Here is a 12547-nt window from a genome sequence, read left to right on the forward strand (position 1 = left end):
CCGTCTGGACCGACGAGCGACCGAGCGAGGAGGGAAGACGGCGCGTCGAAGCGCCCCGCACACCCGCGGAAAACACAGAAAGGTCGTGCATGCGTCGAGACAGCACCCCTGAGTTCATCGAGGCGCTCGCGCGCGGACTCGACGTCCTGCGCTGCTTCGAGCCCGGTCGGCCCTCGATGACGCTCTCGGAGCTGGCTGCGGCCACCGGGTTGGCCCGGCCCACCGTCCGGCGCATCCTGATCACCCTGGAGCAGCTGGGCTACGTGCGCAGCGCCGACGGGGAGTTCTCGCTGACCCCGCGGGTGCTCGACCTGGGGATGGCCTACATCCGCTCGCAGAGCCTGTGGGACCTGGCGGTGCCGCACCTGCGGGAGCTGGTCAAGCAGACCGGGGAGTCCTGCTCGATCGCCCAGCTCGACGGCTCCGACATCGTCTACGTGGCGCGGGTGGCGGTGCCCAAGCTCGTCACCCTCGCCGTCACCATCGGCACCCGCTTCCCCGCGCCGGCCACCTCGCTGGGCAAGGTGCTGCTGGCCGCGCTCTCCCCCGCTGAGCTGGACCGGACACTGGCCGAGCCCTCGCGTTCGGGCATCGAGCCGCGGCACCGCCACGAGCGCGCGGAGCTGGATTCGGTGCTGAGCAGGGTGCGGGCGCGCGGGTGGGCGCTCACCGACGAGGAGCTCGCGCCGGGCATACGCTCGGTCGCCGCCCCCGTCCGCGACGGGCAGGGCGCTGTGGTGGCCGCGGTCAACGTCAACGCCCACGCCGCCGAGACCCCCGTCGAGACGCTGACCGAGCACCATCTGCCGCTGCTGCTGGGCGCGGCCAGCGCGATCAGCGCCGATTGGGAGGCGTGGAAGGCCCACCCGATGGAGGTCCTCGCTCCCGAGAGCGGCTGAAGGCGTCCACGCGCGAGGCCGGAGTCCCCTGCTCGCACCGCCCGCGTGGGCGGCGCCTCGTTTGCGGCGGGTGTGTGCGGTCAGCTTCCTCAGAAAAGAGGGAAGGAGCGAGATGGGACGCGGTGTCGCACACAAGCTGATCGAGTCGCACCTGGTCGAGGGCGAGATGGTGCCCGGGCAGCCGATCGCGCTGAGCGTCGACCAGACCCTCACCCAGGACGCCACCGGGACCCTGGTGATGCAGGAGCTGGAGGCGCTGCGGCTGGACCGCACCCGGGCCGAGGTCAGCGTGCAGTATGTCGACCACAACCTGCTGCAGGCAGACGAGAAGAACGCCGAGGACCACGAGTTCCTGCAGTCGGCGGCGGCCCGCTACGGGTTCTGGTACTCCAAGCCCGGCAACGGCGTCTCCCATCCCACCCACATGCAGCGGTTCGGCGTCCCGGGCAAGACGATGGTCGGCTCCGACTCCCACACCTGCGCCGCGGGCTCGCTGGGCATGCTGGCCGTGGGCGTGGGCGGCCTGGAGGTCGCCATGGCCATCGCCGGCCGCCCGCTGCGCATCCGCGCACCCGAGATCTGGGGTGTGCGGCTCACCGGCGAACTGCCGGAGTGGACCTCGGCCAAGGACGTCATCCTGGAGATGCTGCGGCGGCACAGCACCAAGGGCGGGCTGAACCGCATCATCGAGTACCACGGTCCCGGCGTCGCCACGCTGAGCGCGATGGACCGCCACGTCATCGCGAACATGGGCGCCGAACTGGGCGCCACCACCACCGTCTTCCCCGCCGACGACGCGGTGCGCGACTTCCTGCGCGCCGAGGACCGCGAGGGCGACTTCGTCGAGGTGCTCGCCGATCCCGACGCCTCCTACGACGTGACCGACGAGATCGACCTCTCGCAGCTCGAACCGCTGATCGCGATGCCCTCGGCCCCCGACAACGTGGTGCCGGTGCGCGAGGCGGCGGGCGAGGAGGTCAGCCAGGTCGTCATCGGCTCCTCGGCCAACCCGGGGCTGCGCGACTTCGCGATCGCCGCGGCCATGGTCAAGGGGCGCCAGACCAACAGCGCGGTCAGCTTCGACGTCAACCCGTCCTCCCGCCAGATCTACGCCGACCTGACGAAGATGGGCGCGACCTTCGACCTGATCGGCGCCGGCGCCCGCATCCACCAGGCGGGCTGCATGGGCTGCATCGGCATGGGCCAGGCCCCGGCCGTGGGCCGCAACTCGCTGCGCACCTTCCCGCGCAACTTCCCCGGGCGCTCGGGCACCAAGGAGGACTCGGTGTGGCTGTGCTCGCCGGAGACCGCGGCGGCATCCGCGCTCACCGGCGTGATCACCGACCCGCGCGACCTGGCCGAGAAGCTGGACATGGCCTACCCCCGGCTGGAGCTGCCGGAGCGCTCCAGCGTCAACACCCGGATGCTGGTTCCGCCGCCGCCGCTGGAGGAGGCCCGGCGGGTGGAGCTGGTCAAGGGGCCCAACATCTCGGCGCTGCCGGACTTCCCGCCGCTGCCCGACCGCATCGAGGCGCCGGTGCTGCTCAAGGTGGCCGACAACGTCTCCACCGACGAGATCTCGCCGGCCGGCGCCCAGGCGCTGCCCTACCGCTCCAACGTGCCCATGCTGGCCGAGTTCACCTTCACCCGCATCGACGAGGACTACCCGCGGCGGGCCAAGGAGGTCGCCGAGTCGGGGCACGTGGTGATCGGCGGGGACAACTACGGGCAGGGCTCCTCGCGCGAGCACGCCGCGATCACACCCCGCTACCTGGGCCTGCGCGCGGTCGTCGCGAAGTCCTTCGCCCGGATCCACTGGCAGAACCTCGCCAACTTCGGCGTGCTGGCGCTGGAGTTCGCCGACCCGGCCGACTACGACCGCATCGAGTCCGGCGACGTGCTGGTCGTCGACGGCCTCCACGAGACCCTGCCCGCCCGCAGTGAGGTGACCGCCCGCAACCAGACCAAGGGCGAGGACTACACCCTCCGCCACCGCCTCTCCACCCCGCAGGTGGAGGCCGTCCTGGCCGGCGGCCAGATCCCCCTGCTGGCCCGGGAGCTGGAATAGGGCGGCGGCAGATGCGGGATTCGCCCGCTTCGTCTGCGCTGCCGCAGCGGCGACTCTTGCGCTGAGAGCCCCGGCGTTCCGAATGGGAGGCGGCGCGATGACCGCGGCGGTTCCGGTCGACCCGACGCACTACACCTACCGGGTCACCTGGTCGGCCGAGGACGGGGAGTTCGTCGCCGTCTGCGTCGAACTTCCCTCTCTCTCGTGGCTTGCGGCCGGTCCCCACGAGGCGCTGACCGGAGTGGAGCGCGTAGCGGCCGAAGCGGTCTCCGACATGCACGCCAACGACGAGGAGGTCCCCGTCCCGCTGGCGGAGCGCCGCTACTAGCCGCGCACGAGCGGTCCGTCCGTCCGGTGCGGCGCCGGGGGATCGACGGGGTCGGGGCGCGCGGTGCGGGGCAGGAGGGGGAGCAGGAGCAGGGCGGTCAGGAACGCGGCCGCGTTGTAGGCGAGGGTGGTGGCGGCCGCTGCGGAGAACGCGCGGGCGCGGGCCGGGTCGCCCGGGTCCGCGGGGGCGCCCGCGGCGAGCCAGAAGAAGAGTGTCCCGACCACGGCGACTCCCGCGGCCGTGCCGAGCTGCATGACGGCGTTGGCCACGCCCGAGGCGGCTCCGGCGCTGTCTTCGGGGACGTCGGCCAGGACCACGCCGGTCAGGATCGGCACGCACATGCCCATGCCGACCCCCGCGATCAGTACCGGTAGGGCGACGTGCCACCAGGCGAGGTGGGGGCCGGCGGCCGACAGCACGGTGATCAGCGCGAGGGCGCCGGCGAGCATGACGGCCAAGCCGATGCCGATCACCCGGCGGCCGCGGGTGGTGGCATAGCGCTGGGCGACACCGGACATCAGGGTGATGCCGACGGGCCAGGCGGCGATGGCCGCGGCGGTGGCCATCGGCGACCAGCCCAAGCCGAGCTGGAGCGCGTAGGTCAGCACGAGGAAGAGCGACGCCAGGCCGGAGAAGAGCACGAGCATGACGGCGGTCCCGGCCGTGAACGAGCGGCGTGCGAACAGCGACGGCGGCACGAGTGCCGATCCGGTGCGGCGGTCGCGGCGGCGCTGGTGTGCGGCGAAGGCGATCAGCAGCGGCACGGAGGCGCCGAGGAGGGCGACGGCCGCCGCGTCCCAGCCGCGCTCGCGGCCCTGGATGAGCGGGAACATCACCGCGAAGGCGGTCAGACCGATCAGCACCACGCCGACCGGATCCGGGCGCAGCGCGTCGGCGGCCCTGCTCTCGGGCATCAGCCACAGGGCCAGCGCGATGGCGGCGGCTCCCAGAGGCAGGTTGACGAAGAAGACGCTCCGCCACCCCAGTCCGAAGAGGTCGGCCTCGGTGAGCACGGCGCCCAGCACGGGACCGCTCACGTTGGCCAGGCTCAGCGTGATTCCGTAGAGGACGAAGGCCTTGGCGCGGTCGCGGTTGTGGTCGAACAGCACCACGATGATCGACATGACCTGCGGCACCATCAGGGCGGCACCGACGCCCTGCGCGAGGCGCCCGGCGATGAGGGCCTCGGCGGTCGGCGCCGCACCGCACACCGCCGAGGCGGCGGTGAAGACGGCCGTGCCCGCCAGGAACATGCGCTTGCGGCCCAGGATGTCGCCCAGGCGGCCGCCGGTGACCAGCACGAGCGCGAAGGCCAGCGAATAGCCTGCCAGGACCCACTGGGCCGCCGAGTATCCGGCGCCCAGGCTGCTCTGCATGCGCGGCAGGACGATGTTGACGATCGTGGCGTCGACGAGGTCCATGAACAGGGCGGCGAGGACGACGACGAGGACGATCCAACGGGTCGTGTGCACGGATACGGAGCGAGGCTGAGCCGGCGCGACCGCCATGGGAACTCCCCAGTATGCTCGGAGATGCACAGAAAGAGAGAATCTCTATCTCAGAGTCTCTCTATTTCAGAGAAATTATGCGAGGGGTGAGCCTGGTGTCAACGCCCGAAGCCACGTCCGGTGCGGCAGAGGCGGCGCCGCCGGACCCCGACGCGCTCTATGAGGAGCTGCGCGCCGCGGCCTCCCTGGCCGTGCGGTTCCACGCCGCGCTGGCCGCGCACGCCGGTGTCAACATCACCGACGTCAGCTGCCTCGGCGCCCTGGACAAGAACGGCCCGATGAGCCCCGGCGACCTGGCGGCGCACACGGGCCTCTCGCGCGGGGGTGCGATCACCGCGGCGGTCGACCGCTTGGAGAAGTCGGGGTACGTCCGGCGGCGCCGCGACGACGAGGACCGCCGGCGGGTCCTCGTCGAGCTCGTCCGAGACGGCGCCTACACGCGTCTGCGCGAAACCCTGGAGGCGCTGGAGCACTCCTACGGCGAGGTGCTCGCCGACTACACCGACGACCAGCGGCGCCTGCTGCTGGAGTTCAACCGCCGCATCAACGCCCGCCTGCAGGAGCGGACCGCCGAACTCCAGCACCAGAAGTAACCGGCGGCCCGGCCCGGCGCCCACCGGAACCGGTGCCCGCCGGTTGCGCGCCCGACGAGGGCGGCGAGGGCGGCGGACGGCTCAGCCCGCGGAGATCGGTCCGGGTGCCCGCCGGTGACCCTCGCGACGAGGGCAGCGAGGACGGCGGTGGGTGCGGCTCGCGGTCATCGGTTCGGAAGGATGTCGGTCGCGGTGGGCGACGGGGGCGGCGGCGCGCCGGTCGGGTTTCGACCCAGCCCCGTCCGCCCGCCGCACCTCGCCCGGAACCCCGAATGCCCGATTTAATCTAACTCTCAGGAAACGATCTTGTACTTTTAGTCATAGTTGGCGGTCACACGTGACCTCAGGTACACGATCGCCGAAGGAAACCGCGCGGTCGGCGGCCGCGCACCCGCCGGGCGGCCGATATCGGGCGCGGAATCGGGCATCGGAGGCATATGCCGCGGCGGGCGGGCGACGATCATCACCGAATGTTCGCGGGGGCGGCCTCCGGCCGCGCGGCGGGCCGTCCGCGGCGTCGAATCCTCCCGCGATGTCCGGTATGCGGGGGCGCCGGAGCGGCCCACACGGCCCGGATCGGCGATGATCATGGCGTTTGGCGCGGAATCGGCGTCAAAACCGCTCCAAACGCGCACCTCGTGGCACCCCGGCCGCCTCCACCTCCCGCCACGGCCGGGCATTCCGGACAAACCACCCCGGTTTCCTTTCGCATCCCGGAAAACCCGGCGCACCGGTGCGCCGCACAGCAACACCGCGCACCATCGGCGGGCATCGTCGACCCAACGCGAGGCGATATGCCCGGAACAGCCCGCCCGAGCCGTGTCTCAGACGGCGGGGGCGCCGCCTTCCAGGAACCCACCGGGCACCACCCGGGGCGGCCACCACCGGGGCTGCGGCAATGGGTGCGCCTCGCGAAGCGCGGTCACAGCTTGCCGCCGAGCGCACGCAGTCCTTCCCAGGCGGAGCCGTACCACCGGTGGCGGGCCTCCGAAACACAGGTGCACCGCCGCTCGGCGGCAAGCTGGCGCACCGCGCTTCGCGCATCACAGCCCCATTGCCGCAACCTCCTGTGGTGACCGGCTCCTTTAACACGGCGACCGCCCGGCCCCGATCCCCAACCGCCCTCGCCGCCCCGTCGGGTGGGCGACCATCGGGCACCGGACATGTGATCGCTGACCCGAACTCCCGGCGTCCTCGCTGCCCTCGTCGCTTGCCGCACCGGCGAGCACCCGATCCGGTGGGCGCAGGCCCAACCCCGCGCCGCCGTCGCTGCCACGTCGCATGCGCAACCGGCGGGCACCCTGACCGGTGGGCTCGGGCGCGCCCATCCGCCGCCGTTGCTGCCTTCGTCGGGTGATCAACCGGCGGACACCGGTTCCGATGGGCTCGGGCTCAACCATCCGCCGCCCCCGCTGCCCCGCCGCACGCCCAACCACCGGGCGCCCGAACCGACCGGCACAGGCCCAACCACCCACCGCCCTCACCGCCCCGCCGGGTGCGGAACCGGCCGGCCGCGGGCTCGATGAACGCGCGCCGCGCACCCACCGTCCTCGCCGCCGCAACCGGTAGGTCAACCGTTCGCCCGCAGCAACGAACGATCCGCCGCCGCCCGGCCCTCATCTCCCGCCGTCGGTCACCGGTTTCCCTTCCGTCACCCCCGCTGCAGCAGGGCGAGGGCGTCGCCGGCGGCCTGCTTGAGGGAATCGGCGTCGGCGGCGATGAGGGACGCCCGCGTACGGCGTTCGAGGAGGTCGGATTCGTCCAGGGCGCCCTCGTGGCGGACCGCCCAGTGCAGTTCGGCGGGGGTGATGCCCGCGGCGAGGGGGGTCAGCAGCTCGGGGCGCCCTTCGGCCTCGGCGAGTACCGCCGGGGCCTCGGTGCCGTAGCGGGCCACCAGGCGGGCGGGGGCGGCGACGCGGCGCAGTTGTGCGGGGGAGCCGGCGCCCACCAGGGGCAGGCGGCGGGTGCGGCACGGTCCCGCCCGCAGTCCCGCGCGCTCCACGGCCGCGTCCACGGCGTCCTCGGCCATGCGCCGGTAGGTGGTCAGCTTGCCGCCCACCACGGTCAGCACCCCCTCCTCAGAGGTCAGCACCGCGTGGCGGCGGGACAGGTCGGCGCTGCGGCCCTCTCCGGCGTCCAGCAGCGGACGCAGCCCGGCGAACGCGCCGGCCACGTCGGCGCGGCGCGGCGGGGCCGCCAGCACGCCGCCGATCACATCCAGCAGGAACGCCACGTCGTCCTCGGGCACCGCCGGCACGTCCGGCGTGGGGCCGTCGAGGGGCTCGTCGGTCAGTCCGACGTAGACGCGGCCGTCCTGCTGGGGCAGTACGAGCGCGAACCGGGTGGCCTCGCCGGGCACCGGGATGGTCAGCGCCGAGCGCAGCCCGCCGAACAGGCGGCCCGGCAGCACCAGGTGCGTGCCCCGGCTCGGGCGCAGCCGCACCTGGGGGACGAGCTCCTGCGCCCAGACCCCCGCGGCGTTGACGACGGCGCGCGGCCGGAGTTCCAGCGCCGTCCCGGTGAGCCGGTCGCGCAGGAGGGCGCGGCCGCCCTCCAACTCCTCGGCCGCGCAGCGGGTCAGCACCGCGGCGCCGTGGGCGGCGGCGGTGCGCGCGAGGTCGACGACGAGCCGGGCGTCGTCGACGAGCTGGCCGTCGAAGGACAGCTGCCCGCCCCGCAGCCCTTCCGGGCGCAGGCCCGGCGCCAGGTGCAGGGCGCGGCGCCGCGAGACGGTGCGCGACGCCGGCAGCAGCGAACCGCGGGTGCCGGCCGACAGCCGCAGCGCGTCGCCCATGAGCAGTCCGGCGCGGGTGATGGCCGCCCGCCTCCGGCTCACGGCGCTGTGCAGGGGCAGCAGCATGGGCAGGGGCCGCACCAGGTGCGGGGCGGTGCGAGAGATGAGGACGTGCCGCTCGCGCGCGCTTTCGCGGGCGATGCCGACCTGCCCGGAGGCCAGGTAGCGCAGTCCGCCGTGCACGAGCTTGGAGCTCCACCGGCTGGTGCCGAAGGCCAGGTCGTGCTTTTCGGCGAGCACGACCGAGAGCCCGCGCGAGGCGGCGTCCAGCGCGATGCCGGTGCCGGTGACGCCCCCGCCCACTACGAGCAGGTCCACGCGCGGGTCGGCCGCGAGGCGGTCCAGGTCGCGGTCCCGCCGCGCGGCGTTCAGGGAAGCGCCGGGGGCGCCGCCGGCGCTCACGCCGCACCGCCCGCAGCGGGCCCGCGCGCCCGGCCGCCCGCGCCGGCGCGCGATGAGGCGGTCGCCGCCGACCACGCTGCCGCCGACCGCGGTGGGCTGCGGTCCGCCGCGCGGGCCGCCGAGCACCCTCCGACCCGGTGCGGCCGCACGTCCGCCTGGCCCGGCGCCTCCCCGCCCGCCGCAGAGCCGGCGGCCGAGGGCGCCTCCGGTCCGGGCGCGGCCCACCGGCCGACCGGCCGGCGCCGCCCATACCCCGGCCCTCGGCGGCGCTCGCCCGGCCGGCCCTGCCCGCCCGGAGAGCCCTGCGGTCGCATCCGGTGGCCGGACTCGGGGCGCGGCGCGGGCCTCACGGCGCCTCCCCCTCCGGGGCGAGGTAGCGGTCGAGCATGCGGCGGACCTCCCGGGTGAGGCCGTCGAGAGTGAGTGCTTCGGCGACCAGGCGCCAGGACTGGGCGGCGCTCTGCACCACCAGCAGCACCATGCGTGCGAGCTCGGCGGGGTCGCCGGTGCGCACCGACCCGTCGGCCTGGCCGCGGCGGATCTGGTCCTCGATGACGGCGAGTGCGTGGCGCTGGCTGGAGCCCAGGCGCTGGAAGGTGTAGGTGACCAGCGCCTCCGGCTCGGTGTCGAGGATGCGCGACATCAGCGGGTGGGCGCGCAGCTCGGCGAGGACGCAGGCCGCTCCGGCGACCAGCCGTGTGCGGCCGTCGCCCCCCTCGGCCGCCGCGCGGGGCGCCGCCGCGGCCATCACCGCGCGCATCTCGCGGGTCAGCAGGTCGCCGAGGAGCGTGTCGATGTCGCGCCAGCGCCGGTAGACGGTCGGCCGGCTGACGCCCGCGCGCCGGGCGACGTCGGTGAGGGTCAGGCGCCGCAGCCCGAACACGGCGATGGACTCCCGTGCCGCGTCGAGGAGGGACTGCGCCAGCGGGTCCGCGGCGGTCTCCTCGTCCTCGTTACTGATTGACAGCATATGGAAAACTGTAACGCATGACGGTACCCACCCACCGCGTCGGCGAGGCGTCCTGGGACGCCTGGGGCGACCCCGCGCACGCCGTGTCGCTGTCGGAGTCCCAGCGCGACCTGATCGAGCGGGTGCTCGGCGCCGCGCCCGGCGACGCGCTTCCCCGCACCGCGGAGTCCGATCTGCGCCTGCCGCCCGGCGCCCTGCCCGACTCGGCCCGCACCGCCCTCGCCGAGGCCGTCGGCGCCGAGCACGTGGACACGGGCCCGGCCGCGCGGATCCGCCATACCGGCGGCAAGAGCACGCCGGACCTGCTGCGCCGCCGCGCCGGCGACGTCGCCGCGGCGCCCGACGCGGTCGTGCTGCCCGCCGACCACGACGAGGTCGCCGCGGTCCTCGCCGTGTGCGCCGAGCACGGCGTGGCCGTGGTGCCCTTCGGCGGCGGCACCAGCGTGGTGGGCGGGGTGGAGCCGCTGCGCGGCGGGTTCCCCGCTGCCGTCGCGCTGGACCTGCGGCGGCTGGACCGGCTCGTCGCCGTGGACACCGCCTCCCGGACCGCGACCCTGCAGGCGGGCCTGCGCACGCCCGAGGCCGAGGAGCTGCTGGCGGCGCACGGGCTGACGCTGGGCCACCAGCCGCAGAGCTACGAGTACGCCACCATCGGCGGCTACGCCGCCACCCGCTCCTGCGGCCAGTCCTCGGCCGGATACGGGCGCTTCGACGACATGGTGGTGTCCCTGCGGGCGGCCACGCCGCGCGGCACACTCGATCTGGGCCGCGCTCCCTCCTCGGCCGCCGGCCCGGACCTGCGCCGGCTGCTGCTGGGCTCGGAGGGCGCCTTCGGCGTCGTCACCGAGGTGACGCTGCGGGTGCGCCCCCTGCCCGAGGAGCAGCGGGACGAGGCCTGGTCCTTCCCCGACTTCGCCGCGGGAGCCCAGGCGCTGCGCGCGCTCGCCCAGAGCGGCGTGCGCCCCACGCTGGTCCGGCTCTCCGACGAGCAGGAGACGTTCGTCAACGCCGTCCTGGCCGGCGAGGAGGCCGCCCCCGGCTGCCTGGCGGTGATCACCCACGAGGGCCCCGCCGACCAGGTCGCGGCCGTGCGCGAGCTGTCGGCGGACGCCCTGCGGCGGGCCGGCGGCACCGAACTGGGCGCCGAGCCGGTCGCCCACTGGCGCAGCGGCCGCTACCTGGCCCCCTACCTGCGCGACGCCCTGCTGGACGCCGGCGTGCTGGCCGAGACCCTGGAGACCGCCACCACCTGGTCGGACCTGCACCGGCTGCGGGCGGCGGTCACCGACGCCCTCACCGGTGCGCTGACGACCGGCGGCGGCGCCGCGCCGCTGGTGCTGTGCCACGTCTCCCACGTCTACCCCGAGGGCGCGTCGCTGTACTTCACCGTCGCCGCGGCGGCCGGCGACGACCCGCTGGGCCGCTGGCGCGCCGCGAAGAAGGCGGCCGGCGACGCCATCGCCGCCCGCGGCGCCACCATCTCCCACCATCACGCGGTCGGCACCGACCACCGGCCGTGGATGGAGGCCGAGGTCGGCCCGCTGGGCGTGGAGGTGCTGCGCGCGGTCAAGGACGCGCTGGATCCGGCGGGCGTGCTCAACCCCGGCAAGCTGATCCCGGAGCGGCCATGAGCGCCGAGCGCGGGAGCGCGGCCCCCTCCGCGGTCACGCTGCTGGTGAACCCGGCTGCGGGCAGCCGGCGGGGTGCCGAGGTGGCGGCGCGGGCGTCGCGGCGGCTGCTGGCCCGCGGCGTCGAGGTCGATGTGGTGGCCGGGCGCGACGCCGCCGAGACGCGGCAGCGGGCCCGCGAGTCCGTGGCCGCGGGCGCCGACGTGCTGATCGCGGCCGGCGGCGACGGCATGGTCCACCTCGCGCTGCAGGAGCTGGCCGGCAGCTCCACCGCGCTGGCCGTGCTGCCCACCGGCAGCGGCAACGACTTCGCCCGCGTCCTGGGCATCCCGGCCGCGGACCCCGATGCGGCGGCCGACGTCCTCCTCGGCGGCGTCCGGCGGCGGATGGACCTGGGGCGGTGCTGGTCGCCGGAGGCCCCCGACCGCGCGCTGTGGTTCGGCACCGTGCTCACCAGCGGATTCGACTCCCTGGTCGTCGAGCGGACGCTGCGGATGCGCTGGCCGCGCGGCCGGATGCGCTATGCCGCGGCGGTGCTGGCGGAGCTGGGCCGGCTGCGGCCGCTGCCCTTCGCCGTCGAGGCCGACGGGCGCACCGAGGAGTGGGAGGCGGCCCTGGTCGCCGTCGGCAACACCGCCTGCTACGGCGGGGGCATGCGCGTCTGCCCGCACGCCGACCCCGGCGACGGCCGGCTCGCGGTCACGGTGGTGAGCCCGGGTTCGGCGGGCCAACTGCTGCGGGCGTTCCCCCGCATCTATCGGGGCACCCACACCACCCACCCGCTGGTGCGCACGTTCCACGCCCGCAGCCTGCGGGTGCACACCCCCGGCATGCGGGCCTACGCCGACGGGGAGCCGGCGGGGCCGCTGCCGCTGGCGGCCGAGGCCGTGCCCGGCGCCGTGGAGGTCCTGGTGCCCGCCCGGTCCGCGTCCGGCTGACCCGTCGCCGGCCGACCGCCCTAGAAGCAATGCCGTGTGGTTGAGCGTGCGGCCCATGTGTCACATCTCCGGAAACCTGGACGGAGCCCCTGGGCCGGGGCCCGCGCGGATCGGCCCCGCTGCCCGCCGGTGGCGGTGCGCGACGAGGGGGCGCACCCAGAGGCGTTCCGGCGCGCCTCACCCACCCGCACACCCCCGACCGGAACCCCGCACGCCCGATTTCATCTGACTCTCCGGCGCCGATGGGCGCGGGTCAGCCTCGCGTCGGAAGAAGCGGGCCCCTCCGGCCGGGGCAGGAGGAGCCCGCTGCCGCCGCCCCGTCCGGTCCCGGTCGGGCGGGGCGAGGTTCGGCGGTTCCGGCGGGCCGCGCCCGGAGGGGAAGGGCGCGTCCCGCCGGTCCCGCCCCCGCCCCGGCTGTT

The 12547-nt window shown here is 75.0% G+C and carries 9 protein-coding genes; 6 read left to right on the plus strand and 3 right to left on the minus strand.

Annotated features, from left to right (window positions below):
• Positions 1–89: 89 nt before the first annotated feature.
• From FZ103_RS21820 to FZ103_RS21830, 3 genes are all read left to right on the plus strand, one after another.
• Positions 90–899 carry an IclR family transcriptional regulator C-terminal domain-containing protein gene (locus FZ103_RS21820; RefSeq protein ID WP_156003678.1) on the plus strand — a complete coding sequence of 270 codons (810 nt, stop codon included), beginning with the start codon at positions 90–92 and terminating at the stop codon, positions 897–899.
• Between the two features lie 112 nt (positions 900–1011).
• Positions 1012–2967 (plus strand): aconitate hydratase, encoded by a 1956-nt coding sequence (locus FZ103_RS21825; RefSeq protein WP_156003679.1) that lies wholly within the window; start codon positions 1012–1014, stop codon positions 2965–2967.
• Between the two features lie 97 nt (positions 2968–3064).
• Entirely contained in the window at positions 3065–3295 is a 231-nt protein-coding gene (locus FZ103_RS21830) for a hypothetical protein (RefSeq protein WP_222936817.1), read from the plus strand.
• Here the strand turns inward: FZ103_RS21830 and FZ103_RS21835 are convergent.
• A complete protein-coding gene (locus tag FZ103_RS21835; protein ID WP_343233646.1) occupies positions 3292–4767 on the minus strand; it encodes an MFS transporter in 1476 nt (491 codons plus the stop codon). The genes FZ103_RS21830 and FZ103_RS21835 overlap by 4 nt on opposite strands.
• 122 nt (positions 4768–4889) lie before the next feature.
• On the opposite strand from FZ103_RS21835, the gene FZ103_RS21840 reads away from it, so the two are divergent.
• Positions 4890–5396: a MarR family transcriptional regulator gene (locus FZ103_RS21840; RefSeq protein ID WP_222936818.1), complete on the plus strand. Its 507-nt coding sequence runs from the start codon at positions 4890–4892 to the stop codon at positions 5394–5396.
• Positions 5397–7047: 1651 nt separating this feature from the next.
• On the opposite strand, the gene FZ103_RS21845 is transcribed toward FZ103_RS21840, so the two are convergent.
• The gene (locus tag FZ103_RS21845) at positions 7048–8592 is read right to left on the minus strand and encodes a glycerol-3-phosphate dehydrogenase/oxidase (protein ID WP_186356652.1); all 1545 of its coding nucleotides are present in this window, start codon (positions 8590–8592) and stop codon (positions 7048–7050) included.
• 346 nt (positions 8593–8938) lie between these two features.
• Positions 8939–9562 (minus strand): TetR/AcrR family transcriptional regulator, encoded by a 624-nt coding sequence (locus FZ103_RS21850; protein WP_156003682.1) that lies wholly within the window; start codon positions 9560–9562, stop codon positions 8939–8941.
• A 17-nt stretch (positions 9563–9579) separates the two neighbouring features.
• Between FZ103_RS21850 and FZ103_RS21855 the strand changes: the two genes are divergently transcribed.
• Together FZ103_RS21855 and FZ103_RS21860 are read left to right on the plus strand one after the other, a co-directional pair.
• Positions 9580–11193, plus strand: coding sequence for an FAD-binding oxidoreductase (locus FZ103_RS21855; RefSeq protein WP_156003683.1), 1614 nt, complete (start codon positions 9580–9582; stop codon positions 11191–11193).
• Entirely contained in the window at positions 11190–12128 is a 939-nt protein-coding gene (locus FZ103_RS21860; RefSeq protein ID WP_156003684.1) for a diacylglycerol kinase, read from the plus strand. Before FZ103_RS21855 ends, FZ103_RS21860 begins: the two co-directional genes overlap by 4 nt.
• The last annotated feature ends 419 nt before the right edge of the window (positions 12129–12547 follow it).

It is taken from the genome of Streptomonospora sp. PA3 (assembly GCF_009728995.1).
Lineage (GTDB): Bacteria > Actinomycetota > Actinomycetes > Streptosporangiales > Streptosporangiaceae > Streptomonospora.

Bases quoted from the DNA above. Each gene is read 5' to 3' on its own strand.
- FZ103_RS21820 (WP_156003678.1), top strand. From the start codon at position 90: ATGCGTCGAGACAGCACCCCTGAGTTCATCGAGGCGCTCGCGCGCGGA.
- FZ103_RS21825 (WP_156003679.1), top strand. From the start codon at position 1,012: ATGGGACGCGGTGTCGCACACAAGCTGATCGAGTCGCACCTGGTCGAG.
- FZ103_RS21830 (WP_222936817.1), top strand. From the start codon at position 3,065: ATGACCGCGGCGGTTCCGGTCGACCCGACGCACTACACCTACCGGGTC.
- FZ103_RS21850 (WP_156003682.1), bottom strand. From the start codon at position 9,562: ATGCTGTCAATCAGTAACGAGGACGAGGAGACCGCCGCGGACCCGCTG.
- FZ103_RS21855 (WP_156003683.1), top strand. From the start codon at position 9,580: ATGACGGTACCCACCCACCGCGTCGGCGAGGCGTCCTGGGACGCCTGG.
- FZ103_RS21860 (WP_156003684.1), top strand. From the start codon at position 11,190: ATGAGCGCCGAGCGCGGGAGCGCGGCCCCCTCCGCGGTCACGCTGCTG.